Source organism: Methanolinea sp. (genome assembly GCA_030055515.1).
GTDB lineage: Archaea > Halobacteriota > Methanomicrobia > Methanomicrobiales > Methanospirillaceae > Methanolinea_A.
The window spans coordinates 134,683-152,392 of record JASFYI010000001.1; the positions used below are offsets into that span (position 1 = coordinate 134,683).

General features: G+C 66.1%; 18 protein-coding genes. 12 read left to right on the forward strand and 6 right to left on the reverse strand.

Annotated features, from left to right (window positions below):
* Positions 1–11: 11 nt before the first annotated feature.
* Complete coding sequence (locus QFX32_00715) at positions 12–935, forward strand: presenilin family intramembrane aspartyl protease PSH (GenBank protein ID MDI9632560.1); 924 nt, start codon at positions 12–14, stop codon at positions 933–935.
* Here the strand turns inward: QFX32_00715 and QFX32_00720 are convergent.
* Positions 903–1,859: a 50S ribosome-binding GTPase gene (locus QFX32_00720; GenBank protein MDI9632561.1), complete on the reverse strand. Its 957-nt coding sequence runs from the start codon at positions 1,857–1,859 to the stop codon at positions 903–905. The genes QFX32_00715 and QFX32_00720 overlap by 33 nt on opposite strands.
* A 49-nt stretch (positions 1,860–1,908) precedes the next feature.
* On the opposite strand from QFX32_00720, the gene QFX32_00725 reads away from it, so the two are divergent.
* Positions 1,909–2,787 carry a CBS domain-containing protein gene (locus QFX32_00725; GenBank protein ID MDI9632562.1) on the forward strand — a complete coding sequence of 293 codons (879 nt, stop codon included), beginning with the start codon at positions 1,909–1,911 and terminating at the stop codon, positions 2,785–2,787.
* Between the two features lie 119 nt (positions 2,788–2,906).
* On the forward strand, positions 2,907–3,158 hold the full coding sequence (locus QFX32_00730) for a PRC-barrel domain-containing protein (GenBank protein ID MDI9632563.1): 252 nt from the start codon (positions 2,907–2,909) through the stop codon (positions 3,156–3,158).
* Here the strand turns inward: QFX32_00730 and QFX32_00735 are convergent.
* The 5 genes from QFX32_00735 to QFX32_00755 form a co-directional block, all read right to left on the reverse strand.
* A complete protein-coding gene (locus QFX32_00735; protein ID MDI9632564.1) occupies positions 3,140–3,853 on the reverse strand; it encodes a phosphoglycolate phosphatase in 714 nt (237 codons plus the stop codon). The two genes, QFX32_00730 and QFX32_00735, sit on opposite strands and share 19 nt — an antisense overlap.
* A 131-nt stretch (positions 3,854–3,984) precedes the next feature.
* Entirely contained in the window at positions 3,985–4,956 is a 972-nt protein-coding gene (radA, locus tag QFX32_00740; protein MDI9632565.1) for a DNA repair and recombination protein RadA, read from the reverse strand.
* Positions 4,957–4,990: 34 nt separating this feature from the next.
* Positions 4,991–6,343, reverse strand: a complete 1,353-nt coding sequence (locus QFX32_00745; protein ID MDI9632566.1) for an OB-fold nucleic acid binding domain-containing protein — start codon at positions 6,341–6,343, stop codon at positions 4,991–4,993.
* 15 nt (positions 6,344–6,358) lie between these two features.
* Complete coding sequence (gene lysA / locus QFX32_00750) at positions 6,359–7,657, reverse strand: diaminopimelate decarboxylase (GenBank protein ID MDI9632567.1); 1,299 nt, start codon at positions 7,655–7,657, stop codon at positions 6,359–6,361.
* Complete coding sequence (locus QFX32_00755; GenBank protein ID MDI9632568.1) at positions 7,654–8,802, reverse strand: LL-diaminopimelate aminotransferase; 1,149 nt, start codon at positions 8,800–8,802, stop codon at positions 7,654–7,656. The genes lysA and QFX32_00755 overlap by 4 nt, the downstream gene beginning before the upstream one ends.
* Positions 8,803–9,001: 199 nt before the next feature.
* On the opposite strand from QFX32_00755, the gene cutA reads away from it, so the two are divergent.
* From cutA to QFX32_00800, 9 genes are all read left to right on the forward strand, one after another.
* Positions 9,002–9,331 (forward strand): divalent-cation tolerance protein CutA, encoded by a 330-nt coding sequence (cutA, locus tag QFX32_00760; protein ID MDI9632569.1) that lies wholly within the window; start codon positions 9,002–9,004, stop codon positions 9,329–9,331.
* Positions 9,328–10,110: a formate dehydrogenase accessory sulfurtransferase FdhD gene (gene fdhD / locus QFX32_00765; GenBank protein MDI9632570.1), complete on the forward strand. Its 783-nt coding sequence runs from the start codon at positions 9,328–9,330 to the stop codon at positions 10,108–10,110. The genes cutA and fdhD overlap by 4 nt, the downstream gene beginning before the upstream one ends.
* Positions 10,107–10,589 (forward strand): DUF1890 domain-containing protein, encoded by a 483-nt coding sequence (locus QFX32_00770; GenBank protein MDI9632571.1) that lies wholly within the window; start codon positions 10,107–10,109, stop codon positions 10,587–10,589. The genes fdhD and QFX32_00770 overlap by 4 nt, the downstream gene beginning before the upstream one ends.
* On the forward strand, positions 10,568–10,852 hold the full coding sequence (locus QFX32_00775) for a DUF1894 domain-containing protein (protein ID MDI9632572.1): 285 nt from the start codon (positions 10,568–10,570) through the stop codon (positions 10,850–10,852). Before QFX32_00770 ends, QFX32_00775 begins: the two co-directional genes overlap by 22 nt.
* Positions 10,853–10,957: 105 nt before the next feature.
* Entirely contained in the window at positions 10,958–12,589 is a 1,632-nt protein-coding gene (locus QFX32_00780) for a 2-oxoacid:acceptor oxidoreductase subunit alpha (protein ID MDI9632573.1), read from the forward strand.
* Positions 12,586–13,437: a thiamine pyrophosphate-dependent enzyme gene (locus QFX32_00785; GenBank protein MDI9632574.1), complete on the forward strand. Its 852-nt coding sequence runs from the start codon at positions 12,586–12,588 to the stop codon at positions 13,435–13,437. Before QFX32_00780 ends, QFX32_00785 begins: the two co-directional genes overlap by 4 nt.
* A gap of 105 nt (positions 13,438–13,542) precedes the next feature.
* On the forward strand, positions 13,543–14,790 hold the full coding sequence (locus tag QFX32_00790; GenBank protein MDI9632575.1) for a Glu/Leu/Phe/Val dehydrogenase: 1,248 nt from the start codon (positions 13,543–13,545) through the stop codon (positions 14,788–14,790).
* Positions 14,791–14,959: 169 nt separating this feature from the next.
* Positions 14,960–15,559 (forward strand): DUF2179 domain-containing protein, encoded by a 600-nt coding sequence (locus QFX32_00795; protein ID MDI9632576.1) that lies wholly within the window; start codon positions 14,960–14,962, stop codon positions 15,557–15,559.
* A 187-nt stretch (positions 15,560–15,746) separates the two neighbouring features.
* Positions 15,747–17,669, forward strand: coding sequence for a serine hydrolase domain-containing protein (locus tag QFX32_00800; GenBank protein ID MDI9632577.1), 1,923 nt, complete (start codon positions 15,747–15,749; stop codon positions 17,667–17,669).
* Positions 17,670–17,710: the final 41 nt, after the last annotated feature.

Genomic DNA, 17,710 nt, shown 5'->3' on the forward strand with positions numbered 1-17,710 from the left:
GGAAGACGACCATGCATAAAACTAACCCGGCCGCCAGCACCCACGCCGAGAGATTGGGAGAGTGGCTGCCCCTCGCGGCGATGCCCGCGATGCTCGTCCTCGTGGAGACGGGCGCCGTCCTCCTCTCCCTCCCCATGAGGGAGGCAGGGCTCACCGCGTTTGAGGACCCATCCTCGGTTGCAAACCCCTTCATCTTCCTCTTCATCCTCCTCTCGTTCACGGCGTTCCTCCTCTTCCTGATGAAGTTCGGGTTCAGGAGGGTGATTGCCGCCGTCATCTACGTCTCCATATTCCTCACGTTCGTGTACATCTTCGGGGCAATCCTCGCGCTCCTTTCGCCTGACATCGACGTCGTCGTCGGCGGGAGCCTCCTCGCCTCGGTTGCCGCGACCGCGGCCCTCTACCTCCACCCCGAGTGGTACGTCATCGACACCCTCGGGATCCTGATCGCGGCGGGAGCGGCATCGATATTCGGGATATCGCTCGACATCGTCCCCGTGGTCATCCTGCTCGTCATCCTCGCGGTTTACGACGCGATCTCGGTGTACAGGACGAAGCACATGATATCCCTCGCCGAGGGCGTCCTCGAGAGCCGGAGCCCGATCCTCTTCGTGATCCCGCGGAGGAAGGGATACAGTTTCCGGAGGGAAGGCATCGGGCCTCTGGAAGGGGGGGAGAGGGGGGCATTCGTCATCGGGATGGGGGACATGATCATGCCGGCCATCCTCGTCGTCTCCGCAGACGTGTTCCTGCCGGCCCCCCGGGTGGGCCTCTTCTCGGTGCCCGCGCTCGGCGCGATGGCAGGGTCCGTCGCCGGGCTCTGCGTGCTCCTCTCCCTCGTGAGGCGGGGGAGGCCGCAGGCTGGCCTCCCGTCCATCAACGGCGGTGCTCTCGCGGGGTTCCTACTCGGTTTTCTCGCCACCCTTCTCCCGTGACCGCTCCCGGAAGGCGAGGATGTACTCGAGGACCTCGGCAACCCCTTCCCCCGTCTCGGTGGACATGTTGATGTACCCGTCGAAGTAGGCGAGGTCAGCCTTGTTGACGACCGGGACGACGGGGACGGTGACCATCTCCTCTATCTCGTGGAGGAGCCTGAACTGTTCTTCGAGGGGGTACCCGCACTGCTCGCTCGCGTCGAGGATGACGAGGATGACAGACGCGAGGTTCGTGATGGCCGTCAGGGCCTGCCGCTCGACCACGTTCCTCTCCCCCGCGGGGCGGTCGAGGAGGCCAGGCGTGTCGATGAACTGGACGCGTTCCCTGCCGACCATCCGGTGCCCGACGATTATCCCCTTCGTCGTGAAGGGATAGGCCGCGACCTCGGGGGTCGCAGAGGAGACGAGGCGGATGAAAGACGATTTCCCGACGTTCGGGTACCCCGCGACGACGACGGTGAATTCGTCGCTCACGTGGGGGAGGGTCCGCAGGACGTTGCGCACCTCGTTGAGGAAGACGAGGTCGTCCCCGATCTGGTGTACGACGGACGAGAGCCTCGCGACAGCCCTCTTGCGTACCTGCGAGGGGACCTCGGCCTTCCTCGTCTGGTACGCGAGGCCCGGGCCGTGGGTCCGCGCCCACCGGGCCGCCCACCCCACGGAGCCGAGGGACTTCCTCACCCTACCGATTCCCCAAAGGATCTCCACGATGTCCCTGTAGAAGGCGGGGAGCGAGTCGAAGTCGGGGAAAGACTGCATTATCCTGACGAGGCGGTCGTGGATGGACTGGGAGACTGCCCTCACGAACTCCTCGTTTGCCCTGTCCTTGTTCTTCTTGAGCCTCATCTTGGATGCCGCCCTGCGGAAACTCCGATCGAGTATCTCCTCCGCGGTCGGCACCGTAGGAATGCTCTCGAATTCCACTCCCGTCCTACCTGTAACCTATATATTCCCATGTTGATGATAAACCATTATGGATTTGTCCCTGATCCAGAGAGACATTTTAATTACTCTCATCTCGCTGTATCACAAGCATTCTCAGCCCGTGAAAGGAGAGGAGATAGCGGAAGTGATACGGAGGAACCCGGGGACTGTCCGGAACCAGATGCAGGCCCTCAAGGCCATCGGCCTCGTCGACGGGATACCCGGTCCGAAGGGGGGGTACAATCCCACCGTCCAGGCATACAGGGCACTGAACCTCGAGATATCGGAGAAGGAGTACGACGTCAAGATCGCCCGCAACGGAGAGGTCGTGCCCGGCGTGAAGGTCGTGGAGATCGCGTTCACCACGCTCTGCCACCCGGACATATGCCGTGCAAACGTCCTCGTGCGGGGGTCGGTGAAGGCCTTCGAGATAGGCGACCAGGTCACGATTGGCCCTACCCCCGTGAACAAGCTCCTGATAAGGGGCGAGGTGTACGGGAGGGACGAGGTCTCCCAGACCCTCCTCATCTCGATATACGAGATGATATCCCTGCCCAAGAAACCCATCAGGCACTACATGAGCAGCCCGCTCATCTCCCTGAAGCGGACGGACACCATCGGCGACGCCCTCCACCTCTTCAATACCCACCGCATAAGGGGCGCCCCCGTGATAGAGGACGACGTCCTCTACGGCATCATCACGATGAGCGATGTCGCACGTGCACTCGAGGAGGGACTCCCCATGTCGACCCCCGTCTCTCGTGTCATGACAACCGACGTGGTGAAGGCCCCCTCCTCGGTCCAGCTCTTCGAGGTGATCCGCAGCTTCAAGGAGAGGGACATCGGCCGCCTCATCGTGATGGAAGGGGAAAAACCCGTCGGGATACTCACCCAGTCAGACATCATCAAGGTCTTCCCCTCCCTCTGACGTGCGTCCCGCCATCCTCCGGCAGGAGAGGTTTTTCTGCACCCGGAGAGGTGGACTCCCCTGTTTAAACGGGAGATTTTTGAACAATTTTATATACGAATAGGGCCACACCCTCTTTCATGTCGAGAGTTCTGGCCCGGAGCCTCTCCAGGAAGAAGATCGTCACGAACGAAGGCAAGGTCATCGGAACGCTCAGGAACCTCGTGGTGGACTTCGAGACCGGCCAGGTGGTCGACCTCGTCATCTCGCCGGACCCCTCGTTCGACACGACGGGGTACAGGACCGAGGGCGAACGGCTCTTCATCCCCTTCGAGGCGGTCAAGGACATAAAGGACTACATCGTCGTCGACCGCTACCTCTCGAGGAAGTGAGGGAAATTCCGGTCCAGGGCCTCGAGGAACCCCTCGCCGTACTCCTTTTCCGTCACCTCGTCGGCGTGCATTTTTAACTTGGGGTGGGCATTGCCCACCGCGACCCCCTTCCCCGCGAGCGCGAGCATCTCGACGTCGTTTTCCCCGTCGCCCACCGCGAGGAACTCGGTCGTCTCCATCCCCATGAGCGACGCGAGCTTCTCGAAGGCCGCCCCCTTGGTCACTCCCGGCGGGTGGATGTGGATCGCAAAACCCGTGTCGATGACCTCCACCGGGTGCCCCCCCACCAGCTCCCGGACGAGCTCGACCGGGAGCGTCCGGGCGATCGCGACGTCCACGAACCTGTAGGGGAGGCTGTAGTGCTCTATCTTTATGTTCCTCTCCCTGCAGGCCAAGACGAGGTCCCAGAGCGCGAGCCTCGGTGCGGTCCCGTCGGAGAGGACCGAGATCTCGCTGTCCCAGCCTGTCCGGATGATCCCCCCGTTCTCGCCGATGTAGACACCCCCTGTCCCGACCATCTTTGAGACCGCGTCCATGAAGCACGCGGTGTTGCCGCTCGCGAGGACGACGCGGATGCCCTCGTCGACGAGGGCCCTGATCGACTCGATCGCCCCCGTATGGATCCGCCGGCGGAAGTCCGTGATCGTCCCGTCGATGTCGGTGACGAGCCCCCTGAATCGGCGCGAACCGGGCATGGTCCCCTCTTCCCCTAGAGAGGTACCCCTCCGGGATCGTTATTCCTTTCCGAATAACCCCTGCTCCCCGCCCGGATCGCCTTGCCCGGGGAAGGGGGAGGCCCGGCGAAATGAAAAAATGGGTGCTTTTTTCAGGCCGGCTTGAGCCCGGACTCCTCGACCACGAACGCCGCCTCGCCCTCCGGGAGGTTGGGACTGTCGACGAGGCGGGCGATCCGCTTGCCCCCCTTGCTCTTGCGCAGGTAGATCCTGAACGTGGCGGTGTGGCCCACGATGTTCCCGCCGATCGGTTTCGTGGGGTCACCGAAGAAGACGCCGGGGTTCGAGAGGACCTGGTTCGTCACGAGCCCCACGGCATTGTACTCGTCGACGACCCTGAAGAGGTCGTGGAGGTGCCGGTTCAGCTTCTGCTGCCGGGCAGCGAGCGTTCCCCGCCCCGCGTACTCCGCGCGGAAGTGGGCGGTGAGAGAGTCGATGACGATCAGCCTCACGGGCTTCTCGGAGTTGCGGAGTTCCTGCGCCTTCTCCCTCGCGCTGTCGAGGATGAGCATCTGGTGGTCCGAGGTGTGGGCCCGGGCGACGTGGATGTTCTCGAGGAACTCCTCGGGATCGGCGTCGAGGCCGAGGCCGAGGACCATCTGCTCGATGCGCTCCGGGCGGAACGTGTTCTCGGTGTCGATGAAGATCGCGGATCCCGAGAGACCTCCCTCCTCCTCGGGGAGCTGGACGTTGACGGCAGCCTGGTGGGCCACCTGGCTCTTCCCCGACCCGAACTCGCCGTACAGCTCGGTGATGGCCTGTGTTTCGAGCCCTCCGCCGAGGAGGGCATCGACTTCGGGCACGCGCAGGCGCAGTTTCCTCACCTCTTTCCTCTGCTCGAAGACATCCTTGCCCGTCCTGAACCCGCCGATGTCGACCATCTCGCGGGCGGCCTTGATCATCTTCTTCGCGGTGGATTCACCTATCTCGGCGGTCTCGGCAAGTTCCTGCGGGGATGCCGTGGCGATGCTCTCCACCGTGAGGAAACCTGCCTCGCGCAGCTTCTCTGCGGTGCTCGGTCCGACACCGGGGAGATCTTCGATATCGAGGGATCCGGAACTCATCGGTCGTTCACCTCTTGTGGTGTGAGGATATCATTCACCTGCATATATCTTCGCGGCCGTGCGGGGTGAAAGTATCCCCGCCCGGAGATTCCCCGCCCTGTAGCGCGGCGAGGAGCCCCTCGCACCTCGCGAGGAGCGCGTCCCTGTCGGGGACGTCCTCTTCCCACTCGACGACGCTGACCCTGTTGCCCGCCCGGATGACCCTCGCCCTCACGGGGTGGCCGTGCGGGATGCGCCCGTCCACGACGAGGAAACAGTCGTCCCCCGTGTCGAGGTACGTCGCGCTCCCCGCGACAATCACGTCGCCCCGCACGTCCACCTCCCCGGCAATGGGCGGGGAGGCGACCCTCACGAAACTCCCCCTCCCCGCGTGGATTTCGTGGCCCCCGTCCTTTGCCGGGCGGACGGAACAGAGGTAGAGTCCAACCTCGTCCCCCGCGACGAGGGGGACGTGCGCGTGGTCGCCCCAGAGCACTGCCCTCACCTCGGCGGTCCCGTCGGAGATCGCGATATTCCGAACGGACGAGGGTTTCCCCTCGCGGGTGACGAACGGTCTAGGGAGGGAGCACGATCGCACGAGCCCGCGGACCGAGCACGTCTCCTTCCCCCCGATGCCGTCGAGGGGATCGAGGGCCCACGCGATCTCCCCCTCCGCGGGCTCGACGCTGCTCTTCTCGTCGATGCTGTACTCGGGCCCCGTCCTGCGGTGCTTCTCGAGGGCCCCCCGTATCCTGAAACAGGCACCCTCCGCGAGGATATCGAGGTGCTCGGGGACCCAGCAGGCCATCCGGGTGACGGCCTTCCCGTCGCTGACCACCATCTCGACCATTCCCGCCGCGGTCCCGTCCCGCCGGGCGACCTCCCTTGCCTCCCCCATCGCGATGATCCAGACGACGATGTCCTTCCGCCTCGGCGGGGAGAGGTAGGGGGCAACCTCGGACGGCCCGGATATCTCGACGGGCGCGGGCCTCATCGCCATCACGGTGATCTCGCGGGGGCTCCTCCCGGTGTGCCTCCCGATGACCTCGAGCACGTCGCCCACATCGATCTCCTCTGTCGCGGCAGCCTTCTCGTCCCAGAGGATCGCCCTCACCTGCCCGGTCTCGTCCCCGAGGACGAGGCTTGAAACGAGCCCTTTCTCTCCGCCCGGCCTCTCGAACTCGCGCACCGGGTCCTTCGCGATGACCTTCCCGAAGAAGGAAAACAGGCTCTGCCTGCCGTTCAGCTGCGCGATCTTCACGTGGTGGCGCCCGAGGTCCCGGACGACCATCATCGCGGCGGTCACCTCGTCGATGAGGTCGCCGCACGCTGCCATCTTCTCCTCCACGCGCCGCTCGAACTCCTCGCGGGAGATGAGGTCGTCCACGAGGGCGTAGTGGAAGTGCACGGGGTCCCCTTCACCTCAGCCCTTCTGCCACGGCGGCACGACCATCGTCGCCGTGAGGTCCGCGATGGTCTCTGCCCTCCTCATCAGGGCTGCCTCCCCGCGGTGTACGAGGACCTCCGCGCACCGGGGGCGACCGTTGTACTGGGACGACATGGCAAACCCGTATGCCCCCGCGTCGAGGACTGCGATCAGGTCCCCGGCAGCGACCCGCGGGAGCAGCCGGTCCTCCGCGAGGATGTCGCCGCTCTCGCAGATGGGGCCGGTCACCGTGTACACCTCGGTCCCCGGCGCGCCTGCCTTCCCGGCGACGACGACCTCGTGGTAGGCATCGTACATCGCGGGCCTCACGAGGAGGTTGAAGCCCGCGTCCACGTTGACGAAGTTCTTGTGCGCCCTCTTGACGGAATTGACCCTCGTGAGGAGGACTGTCGAGTCCGCGACGAGGAAGCGCCCGGGCTCGACCCAGAGGGAGAGCGTTGTGCCGAGTTCCCGGGAGAGTTCGCGGACCGGCGGGACCACCGCGTCCGCGTATTCCCCGGGGGTCGGCGCCTCCTCGCCCTGGCTGCGACGGTAGGGGATCCCGAGCCCTCCCCCGAGGTCCACGAACTCGAGGCGGATTCCCATCCCGGCAAGGTCCCGGACTATCCCGGCCATCACGCGGGCTGCCTGCGCGAAAGGCTCGACATCGAGGATCTGGGACCCGATGTGGCAGTGGATGCCGACCGGTTCCACGCCCTCGCACGCCGTGGCCTCCCCGTAGGCATCCTTCACCATGGCGTGGGGGATCCCGAACTTGCTCGTCGCGAGACCCGTCGCGATCTTCCTGTGCGTGGGGACGTCGAGCGCGGGGTTGACGCGGAACGCGACCCGGGTGACCTCCCCTGCCTCGCGCGAGATCCGGTCGAGCTGGTGCAGCTCGTCGATGGAGTCGAGGGAGACGGCGACACCCTTCTCCACGGCGAGGGCGAGGTCGGCGGCACTCTTCGAGCTCCCGTTAAAAAGGAGGTCTTCCGGCCGCATGCCGGCCATGAGGGCGAGGGTGAGTTCACCGGAAGAGAAGACGTCCGCACCCGCCCCCTCGCGGGCGAGGGCCCGGAGCACGGCGAGGTTCCCGTTCGCCTTCGCCGCGTACAGGACCTTGACGTTTGGGTACCTGGAGGCGAGCGCCTCGCGGAACGACCGGTAGAGCGAGACGATGCGGTCCTGGTCCGTCACGTAGAGGGGGGTCCCGAACCGCCCGGCGAGCGCCTCGCAGTCGATCCCGCCTATCGCGAGCCTCCCGTCCCGGACAGCGAGGTGGGGTGGGAGTTTCATAGCCCAAGCCCCTCCATCCTCTCCAGTGCCTCGCGGATCCGCTCCGTCGACCTCGTGAGGGCGAACCTGACGTACCCCTCGCCCCCCGACCCGAACCCCACGCCGGGAGTAACCACGATCCCTGCCTCGTCGAGGAGGCGCGTCGCGAATGCCATGCAGTCGTCGACCGGCACCCAGACGTAGAACGTTGCCTTCGGCGGTTCGACCGGGAACCCGAGGGCGCGGAGGCCGGAGACGAGGGTGTCCCTGCGCTCCTTGTAGATCCTGCAGGCCTCCTCCACGCAGTCGGCGGGGCCGGAGAGCGCCGCGATCGCGGCCCTCTGGACGGCATCGAAGACACCGGAATCGACGTTCGTCTTGACCCTCGCGAGGCCGGCGAGGATGGCGCGGTTCCCGACCGCCATCCCGATCCTCCACCCGGTCATGTTGTACGTCTTGGAGAGGGAGTGCATCTCGATCGCGACGTCCATCGCGCCCTCGGTCTCGAGGAAGGATGGCGCGCGGTACCCGTCGTAGGAGATCTCGGAGTACGCGTTGTCGTGCACGACGACGATGTCGTGTTCCCTCGCGAACTCGACGACGTCCTCGAAGAACCCGGGGAGCGCGACCGCCGCCGTCGGGTTGTTGGGGTAGTTCAGGAACATGAGGCGCGCATTGTCCGCGACCCTCTCCGGGATGTCCTCGAGCACAGGGAGGAACCCGTTCTCCGCGCGGAGGGGCATCTCGTGCACCCTCCCCTCCGCAAAGAGCGTGGACGTCCTGTATACAGGGTAGCCCGGGCTCGGGACGAGGACGTAGCTTCCGGGGTCCACGAACGCCTCCGGGACGTGGGCGATCCCGTCCTTCGATCCCATCAGCGCGAGGACCTCGGTCTCGGGGTCGAGCGTCACGCCGAACCTGTTCCTGTACCACCGCGCGACCGCCTCCCGGAACTCCCTCATCCCCGCGTAGGACGGGTAGTGGTGGTTCGCCGGGTCCCTCGCCGCGCGGCAGAGCTCCTCGACCACGTGGGGCGGCGTGGCGAGGTCAGGATCACCCACTCCCAGGTCTATCACGTCGCAGCCTTCCCGCACCTTCCGCGACTTGAGCTCGTCGATGCGGGCGAAGAGGTAGGGAGGGAGTTTCCCCATGCGTTCCGCGTACATGTGGAAGAATGTTGACCCTTTCCGCTCATTAATGATCACGTGGGGCCGTAAAATCCCGCCGCTCGGAAAGGCCGGCAGGAAATGGCGAATCGGGTCCCGCACGCGCGCGGTGCCGTGCACGGGAAATAACCTATATGTGCGCCGCACCCCCACGGCATAACACGGGCTACCACTGCCCACGCAGGCGGAAGTGTCTCTCATGAAGGAAGACGAAACCGATCCGGTCAGGGTGGTACTCACGACCGCGGGGTCCCGGGAGGGCGAGGGCATCGCGCGCCACCTCGTGGAGAGGCGGCTCGCCGCGTGCGTGAACCTCGCCCCGGTCACGTCGTACTACCGGTGGAAGGGGGAGTTCTGCTGCGACCAGGAGGCTCTCCTCGTCATCAAGACGACCCTCTCGCGGGTACCGCGGGTCCTCGAGGAGATCAGGGCGGTGCATCCCTACGAGCTCCCCGAGATGCTCGTCCTCCCGGTGGAAGGGGGATATCCCCCGTACCTCGCGTGGGTGAGGGAGGAGACGTCCCCATGACGGTCTGCACCGCGAGGGGGATACAGGTGAGGGAGGGCAGGCCCTTCGAGATCGAAGACCCCGTCATCCGCGAGGAGACCTTCACCCTCCGCCTCAATGGGAGCGTCCTCGCGAGGATCGTGGCGAGCGGGGAACAGCTGCGGGAGCTAGGCGCCGGGTTCGTCGTCTCCCAGGGGCTCGCGGGCACGGTGCGCGGCGTGACCGTCGAGGGCGACGAGATCGCGGTCGAAGCGGATTGCGCGCACGAAGCCCGGGGAGAGATCGTGTCCACGGGTGCACGCGGTTTTGCCCGGGATCCCCCGGGGGTATCCTCGTCGCTCGTGCTGTCCGTCGACGAGGTCTACGCGATCACGCGGGAGATAGAGACGGAAACGTGGCGGCAGACGGGAGCGGTCCACTGCTCCGTCCTCTACGCGGGGGGCGAGATCGTCGCCCGCGCGAGCGACGTCGGGCGGCACAACACCGTCGACAAGGTGATCGGGCACGCGGTCCTGCACGGCATCGACAGGTCGCGGTGCGCGATAGGGTGCACGGGGAGGCAGCCGAGGGACATGGTCGCGAAGGCCGCGCACGCGGGCATCCCCGTCATCATCTCGAGGGCTGCATCCACGGAGCAGGGGATAAGGACGGCGTGGGATACCGGGATCACCCTCGTCTGCTTCTCGCGGAAGGGGAGGTTCACGGTGTACACCCACCCCGCCCGGATAAGGGAACTCTCGGCAATCCACTTCCCGCACCCGTTCCCCGGGCGGGAAGGGGCCGGCAGGGAGGGAGCATGACGGGAGAGCAGGGACGCGGGGAGAGGGAGGCCGCACTGGTCCTCGGCTGCCCACAGGTCCCCGTGCAGGCCCCCATCGCCCTCTACCTCGCGTACAGCCTGCGGAAACGCGGCGTGAGACCGGTCGTCGCGGGGAACCAGGCAGCGAGGATGCAGCTAGAGGTCTCCGACCCCCTCCACCACTACGTGGGGGGGATGGTCGACCTCGACTCGTTCATCGCGGACCTCGCGGCGGGGAAGAGGAAGTACGACTATTATATCCCGCTCGTGCACAACGATGCAGGTGTCACGTACGCCGCGACGGTCCAGTCCCTCGCGGGGACGAAGGTGATCATGGTGATATTCGGCGAGAAATTCCTCGAAATCGCAGACACCGTGGATTTCCCGGCGGAGAAGATCGCGGCGAAGGCAGTCCACAACCCGATGCCCATGAAGAAAAAGATCGACGAGGTGCTCCCGTGGCTTGTATCGAATCCCTGAAGTACGAGATCGTCCTCCGGGGCGCGTCGTTCTCCGAGTGCAGGGAATACGTGAGAAAGAACTGCAGGGAGGTCGTCACCGTGAACCCCGGGTTCGTCCTCTTCGAAAAGCCCGTCGTGGGTGTCCCCCCCGTGCTCATCGGGCTCGACGGGGACACGATCACGTTCCCCTACACGAAACCCTGCTACGGGTCGTTCCTCCTGCGCGCCGAGAGCCGGGAGGAGGCGGCACGCCTGCGGGCGCTCGCGGGGAAGCGAACCTGACAAACGCCCCGTCGCACTTGCGAGGGTGAAAAAAAGGAGGGATATATGACCGTGCGGGAAGGTCAAAGCGTGGAGCAACCTGCCCAAGGGGAGATTTCGGTACTCGTGGGAGGGAAGGCAGGCGACGGGATCAACAGCGCGGGGTACCTCGTCGCCCAGATCCTCTCCCACGCGGGGTACAGGGTGTACATGTACTTCGACTACCCCTCCCTCATCAAGGGGGGGCACAACTTCGCGATAGTGAGGGCATCCCCCGAGAGGAAGGGGGCAGTCCGTGAAGCCGTCGACTTTGTCCTCGCGCTCAACCAGGACACCCTCGATCTCCACCGGTGGCGGATCCGGGAGGGGACGGTGACGATCTGCGACGGCTGGCAGGTGAAGGGGGGTGACGTCCGCGTCCCCGTCCCCGATATCCTCAGGGAGGAGGGTGCACCGCCCGTCATGGGCAACTCGTGCCTCATCGGCGCGTTCGCCCGGGCCGCGGGGATACGCTGGGAGATCCTCGCGGAGGTCTTCGCGCGCCACGTCCGGAAAGGACTGGAAATGAACCTGAAGGTCGCGAGGCGGGGGTACGAGCTCTCGAGGGAGTACCGCGCGATAAGGGAGCTTGACGCCCGGCCCGCGCCCATCATCTCGGGGAACGAGGCGATCGGCCTCGGCCTCATCCACGGCGGGCTCGACGCGTACGTCGCGTACCCGATGACCCCGACGTCAAACCTCCTCCACTTCCTCGCCGAGAACGCGGGGGATGCCGGGATTACCGTCTTCCACCCGGAGAACGAGATCGCGGTGATGCTCATGGCACTCGGGTTCGCGTACGCGGGCAAGAGGACGGCCGTCGGGACGTCGGGGGGTGGCTTCTGCCTCATGACGGAAGGACTCTCCCTCTCGGGCGGCGCCGAGATCCCGGTCGTCGTCGTCCTCGGCCAGAGGCCGGGCCCGAGCACCGGCATGCCGACCTACACCGCCCAGTCCGACCTCCACTTCGCCCTCCACGCCGGGCAGGGGGAGTTCCCCCGTCTCGTCGTCGCGCCGGGCGACCCCATGCAGGCATTCACGTGGAGTTCCCTTTCGCTCGACCTCGCGTGGAAATACCAGGTACCCGCTATCGTCCTCTGCGACAAGACCCTCTGCGAGGGGTACTACAGCGCCGATATCCCGGCGGGGGACGTCCCCCGCGCGGGGGGTGTCAAGGCGGGTGAACCCGGCCCCGGCTACAAGCGGTACCTCCTGACGGAGGACGGGGTGAGCCCGCTCCTCTTCCCCGGGGCGCCGGGAACCCTCGTGAAGGTGAACAGCTACACCCACGACGAGGCGGGGATCACCACGGAAGACCCGACGGTGGCTGCCCTGATGGCAGAGAAGAGGGCGAGGAAGGGAAAGGCGCTCGAGGCTGCCGTCGCGGAATTGCCCGCCGTGTTCACGGGTGGCACGAAGGACGCGGAAAGGGCACTCGTCTGCTGGGGATCGACCGTCAGCGCGTGCTGCGAGGTGGGCCGCGAGCGTAATTTCCGCGTGGTCCAACCGGTCGTCCTCTCCCCGTTCCCGCGGGAGCAGTTCCTCGCCGCCCTCGGGGGAACGGGGGACCTCGTCGTCGTGGAGGAGAACTCTTGCGGCCAGCTCGAGATGCTCCTCGCCCGCCACGGCGTGCGCGCCACCGCGTCCGTGCGGAAGTACGACGGCCGGCCGTTCTCCGTCGACGAGCTCTCGCGCCGTCTCGGGGAGGTGGCACCGTGACGGAACAAAAGCTCGTCACCCCCGCGCAGAACACGTGGTGCCCGGGCTGCGGGAACTTCGTCATCCAGTTCGCCCTCCGCGACGCCCTCCGCGCGGCCATCGAGAGAGGCACGGACCCGGACTCGATAGTCCTCGTGACCGGGATCGGCTGCCACGCGAAGATGGCCGACTACCTCGCCGTCAACAGCTTCTACGCGATACACGGGAGGACGGTCCCGGTCGCGACAGGGATAAAGATGGCAAACCCGGACCTGTCTGTCATCTGCTGCGCGGGCGACGGCGATGCCTACGCAGAGGGGCTCGACCACCTCGTCTTCTCCGCGAAGAGGAACAGCGACATCACCGTAATCGTCCACAACAACAGGGTTTACGGCCTCACGACCGGCCAGTACACCCCCACGTCGCCCTACGGTTTCAGGGGGAGGTCGACGCCCGCCGGAACCGTGGAGCCGCCCCTCAACCCGCTCGCCCTCATGCTCTCGAGCGGCGCCACTTTCGTTGCCCGCGGGTGCACCCGGCGCAAGAAAGACCTCGAGGGGATCTTTTCGGAGGCGATGGAGCACAGGGGATTTGCCTTCGTCGACGTGCTCCAGGTCTGCGCCACGTACTTCAATGCGGCGGACGTGTACGACAGGTTCGTGTACCCCCTCGAGGGGCACGACACGGGAGACTTCGCGGCGGCATTCAGGAAGGCCCGGGAGTGGGACTACACGAGTGAAGGTCCCATCGCGACGGGCATTTTCTACAGGGCGAGCCGCCCGACGCTCGAGGAGACGATGAAACCGGTCAGCCGCGCGGGGAAAGTCCCCGCGGAGACCATCGCGAAGATACTGGAGGCAAGGAAGTAGCTCCACGGGGGAGAGGGAACCGTTGCAGGGGAATGGGTGTGGAAATCTCCGTGTCGCCCGTCGTGACTCCACGCGAAATTTCCGTATTCCGAGGTGATCTTGCCCGTGAACGATGCGAACCTCTTTGAGTCGGTAAAGAAGAACCTCTGCTCCTGCTCCGCAGACCTCGCGCTCGACGAGAACGTCGAGGCACTCCTCAAGATGCCCCAGCGTGAGATCTCGGTTGCAATCCCGGTGAGGATGGACGACGGGAAGATTCGCGTCTTCCAGGCGTTCCGCGTCCAGTACAACGATGCCCTCGGCCCGACGAAGGGGGGTATCCGGTACCACCCGGACGAGACCATCGAGACGATAAGGGGCCTTGCCGCCATCATGACATGGAAGTGTGCCCTCCACGAGCTCCCCCTCGGCGGGGCGAAGGGAGGGGTCGTCTGCAATCCCAAGGCTCTCTCGCCCGGCGAGCTCGAAAGATTGAGCAGGGCATACGTGCAGGCGATGTTCCCCTACCTAGGGCCCGACAGGGACATCCCTGCCCCGGACGTCTACACCGACGAGCGCGTCATGGCGTGGATGGTGGACGAGTACTCGCGCATCGCCGGGAAGACGACATTCGCGGCCTTCACCGGGAAACCCCTCGCCCTCGGGGGTTCCGAGGGGCGCGCGGAAGCCACGGCGCGCGGCGGCTGGTTCACGGTGAGGGATGCGATGCAGGCAGCCGGGGCAGATACGCGCGGGGCCACGGTCGCGGTGCAGGGATTCGGGAACGTCGGCGCCCACGCGGCGATCCTCGGGGAGGAGGAGTTCGGCGCGAGGGTGGTCGCGGTGAGCGACAGCACCGGGGGCATCTACAACCCTGACGGCCTGCCCACGAGGGAGGTCCTCTCCCACAAGAGGAAGACAGGGAGCGTCCTTGGATTTCCCGGCGCGACCCGGATATCGAACGAGGAACTCCTCGCCCTTTCCGTCGACGTCCTCGTCCCCGCCGCCCTCGAGAACGCGATCACCCTCGCGAACGCGGGGAAGGTGAGGGCGGCAATGGTCGCCGAGTTCGCAAACGGCCCAGTGAGCCACGAGGCAGACGGGATCCTCTTCGCGTCGGGGATAAAGGTCCTCCCCGACCTCCTCGCGAACGCGGGGGGCGTGATCGTCTCCTACTTCGAGATGATCCAGAATTTCACCATGGACCACTGGGACGTCCGGGAGGTGAACAAGAGGCTCGAGGAGAGGATGGTGCGGTCATCCCGCAGGGTCAGGGCACTCGCGGAGGAAAACGGTGTCTCCCTCCGGAAGGCAGCGTACACCATCGCCGTGGGACGCGTCGCGAACGCGATGCGGCTCCGCGGGTGGGCGTGAACGGGGACGGCCTGCCAACCGGCCCCGGGTTCCCCCCGATCCCGGGAAGGCGGGCTCGCCGTCGATTGCCCCGGCGAGGGTACAGGAGCGCGACAAACCCTTCCGGAAGCGGGGACGGAGCGGCGGGTATTAATTCCCGCCCACGAGATAACGGGAGGTGGTCTGGTCCATGTGGGAATTCTCGGTCTCCGGCGATGTCTTCGCGTGGGTGATCCTCCCTCTCCTCATCTTCTCCGCGAGGATCTGCGACGTGAGCCTCGGGACGCTGCGCGTCATCTTCATCTCGAGGGGATTTCGCAGGATCGCGCCGCTCGTGGGATTCTTCGAGGTGATCATCTGGCTCCTCGCCATCGGGCAGGTGATGCAGAACGTGGAGAATATCGCCTCTTACATCGCGTACGGCGGGGGGTTCGCGACGGGGACGTGGGTCGGGATGGCTGTGGAAGAGAGGCTCTCCCTCGGCAACGTCATAATACGCGTGATCACGCAGAAGGATGCGCAGCCGCTCATCCAGGAACTGCGCGGGATGGACGTGGGGGTCACTGTGATGGATGCCGAGGGGGCGAGGGGCCCTGTCAAGGTCCTCCTCTCGGTGTGCAGGCGCCAGGACCTCCCCCGCGTCCTCGCCTCCATCGACCGCCACCAGCCCGGCGCGTTCTTCACGGTCGAGGAGGTAAAAACCGTGAAGGAGGGGATATTCCCGAAAGGCCGGGGAGGATTCAGGTTGGAATGGAAGGACGCGCTCGGGTACTTCCGGAAGGGGAACTAAAGCGCGGGAGGATTCGCCCGCGCGGTCGTGCCACGCGCGCGGGAAAAAGCGGCGTGAAAGGGCGAGGATGGGGCAGCGCGGTGCAGTTTCAAGGGGGAGGGGAGGGAGACCGGCGGCCCTGTCCGCGCGCCGGAACAATGGATTCCCTCGCCGGACGCGTCCCGCTGCGGCCGCGGGGGACCCGGAGATGATGCGGGCCGGCGCAGGGGGCCGCGCACTCCTCGCGGTGCTCTGCATCGCGTCCCTCGCGGGATTCGCCCACGCGGACGCCGTCCTCGCCGGCCCCCCTCCGGGGGATGGCAATATCGAGGCGTTCTTCAACGGGGTTATCCCCTCTCAGCTGGCGAAGTACCACATCCCGGGTGCAGCCATCGTCGTCGTCCGGGGAGACGGGGTCGTCTTCGCCCGCGGGTACGGGCACGCGGATCCCCTCGCGGGCGAACCCATGGATCCTGCCCGCACCCTCGTCAGGGTGGGATCGATCTCGAAAGTCGTCACGTGGATCGGCGTCATGCAGCAGGTGGACCGGGGGAACCTCGACCTCGACACGGACATCAACGTGTACCTCTCCGGTGTCCGCGTTGCCGACACGTACCCGGGGTGGCCCGTCACGCTCCGGCACCTGATGACCCACTCCGCGGGGTTCGAGGACAGGCTCGCAGGGATCTTCACCCCGGAGGGGAGCACGCCCCTCCCGCCCTGCGCGGCCCTCGCCCGCGGGATGCCGGCGCGGGTCCGGCCGCCGGGTGAGGTCCCCTCCTACTCGAACCACGGTGCGGCCCTCGCTGCGTGCGCGATCGAGAACGCCACGGGCACGCGGTTCGAGGAGTACGCCGAGTACGAGATCCTCCGCCCGGTCGGGATGGGAAACAGCACCTTTCTCCAGCCCCCTCCGGCTGGGCTCCGGGAACGTCTCGCGGGCGGGTTCGTCTTTTCGGGCGGGAAATACGAGCGGCAGGACTTCGAGCACGTCACGTTCCCCGCCTCCGGCGGCCTCAGCGCAACCCCCCTCGACATGGGCCTGCTGGTGGCGTGCCTCCTGAACGGGGGGAACGTCTCGGGGAGGCAGGCCATCGACGGGAGGGTCGTGCGGTCCCTCTTTGAAATCTGCTACTCCCCCGACCCGAGGGTGGAAGGGTGGCGCGGGGGATTCATGGAGATGCGGGAGGACGGCCGGTACGTGCTCTGGCACGGGGGTGACACCCTCCACTCTAGTTCCCTCCTCGCCCTCTACCCGGCGGAGAGAACCGGTCTCTTTGTCACGTACAACTCTGGGAACGGGGCTGTTCCCGCGAGGGAGATCCTCTCGGCGTTCACGCGGCAGGTCACCCCCTGTCCCGAACCACCCCTCGCTGTTGCCTGCGGCACTCCCGGGAAGGGACGGGACCCGCCGCTGACCGAGGTTCCCGCGGAGGAGGGGCGGTACGTCTCGACGAGGAGACCCGTGACAAATTACGAGAGGGTCCTCCTCCTCTCCCCTGCCGCAGAATACTCCATCGACGTGAGAAAGGTGCCGGACGGCGGGATCGAGGTAGGGGGAACGAGGCTCTCGCCGGTCTCCCCGGGATCGTTCGCGGACCCCGGGGGCAGGGTCAGGGCAGTCTTCGTGTCGCCACCGTCCGGTGGCAGAAAGTACCTCCTCCTCGCGAACAGCCCGGGCGCGATGTACGAGAAGGTGGAATGGTACGGGGACCCGTCCTTCGTGGTACCCCTCCTCGTCGCGAGCCTCACCGTCCTCCTCGCGTACCTGGTCACCTGCGCGGCATCCATCGTCCTGCCCGCGCGGCACGTGACGAAACGGAGGATCTCCCTGTACCACCTCCACTTCTCCATCCTCTCCGGCCTTTGCGTCGCCTTCGTCCTCGCCCTGTTCTCCCTGCTGCGGGGGGACAGGATATTTTACTTCCCCGGCGCCACCCTCTCGATCGTCCTCTCCCTCCCCCTCCTCACCCTCGCCATGACGGGGATCTCGGTCCCCCTCGCCGCGAGGGCGTGGACCCGGCGAGATCACGCGCGGGGCGACCGGATAGGGTTCCTCGCCGTCACCGCGGCGGCAACTGTCTTCTCGTGGTGGACGGTCACGTGGAACCTCGTCCGGTTCCCGATTTGACGGGGAGGGCCGGAAACGGTTATCATCGTGCAGCGACACAG

Coding starts and splice junctions, on each gene's coding strand:
- lysA (MDI9632567.1), bottom strand. CDS start 7,657: ATGAAACTCCCACCCCACCTCGCTGTCCGGGACGGGAGGCTCGCGATA.
- QFX32_00800 (MDI9632577.1), top strand. CDS start 15,747: ATGATGCGGGCCGGCGCAGGGGGCCGCGCACTCCTCGCGGTGCTCTGC.
- fdhD (MDI9632570.1), top strand. CDS start 9,328: ATGACGGTCTGCACCGCGAGGGGGATACAGGTGAGGGAGGGCAGGCCC.
- QFX32_00735 (MDI9632564.1), bottom strand. CDS start 3,853: ATGCCCGGTTCGCGCCGATTCAGGGGGCTCGTCACCGACATCGACGGG.
- QFX32_00730 (MDI9632563.1), top strand. CDS start 2,907: ATGTCGAGAGTTCTGGCCCGGAGCCTCTCCAGGAAGAAGATCGTCACG.
- cutA (MDI9632569.1), top strand. CDS start 9,002: ATGAAGGAAGACGAAACCGATCCGGTCAGGGTGGTACTCACGACCGCG.
- QFX32_00770 (MDI9632571.1), top strand. CDS start 10,107: ATGACGGGAGAGCAGGGACGCGGGGAGAGGGAGGCCGCACTGGTCCTC.
- QFX32_00715 (MDI9632560.1), top strand. CDS start 12: ATGCATAAAACTAACCCGGCCGCCAGCACCCACGCCGAGAGATTGGGA.
- QFX32_00755 (MDI9632568.1), bottom strand. CDS start 8,802: ATGTACGCGGAACGCATGGGGAAACTCCCTCCCTACCTCTTCGCCCGC.
- QFX32_00725 (MDI9632562.1), top strand. CDS start 1,909: ATGGATTTGTCCCTGATCCAGAGAGACATTTTAATTACTCTCATCTCG.
- radA (MDI9632565.1), bottom strand. CDS start 4,956: ATGAGTTCCGGATCCCTCGATATCGAAGATCTCCCCGGTGTCGGACCG.
- QFX32_00795 (MDI9632576.1), top strand. CDS start 14,960: ATGTGGGAATTCTCGGTCTCCGGCGATGTCTTCGCGTGGGTGATCCTC.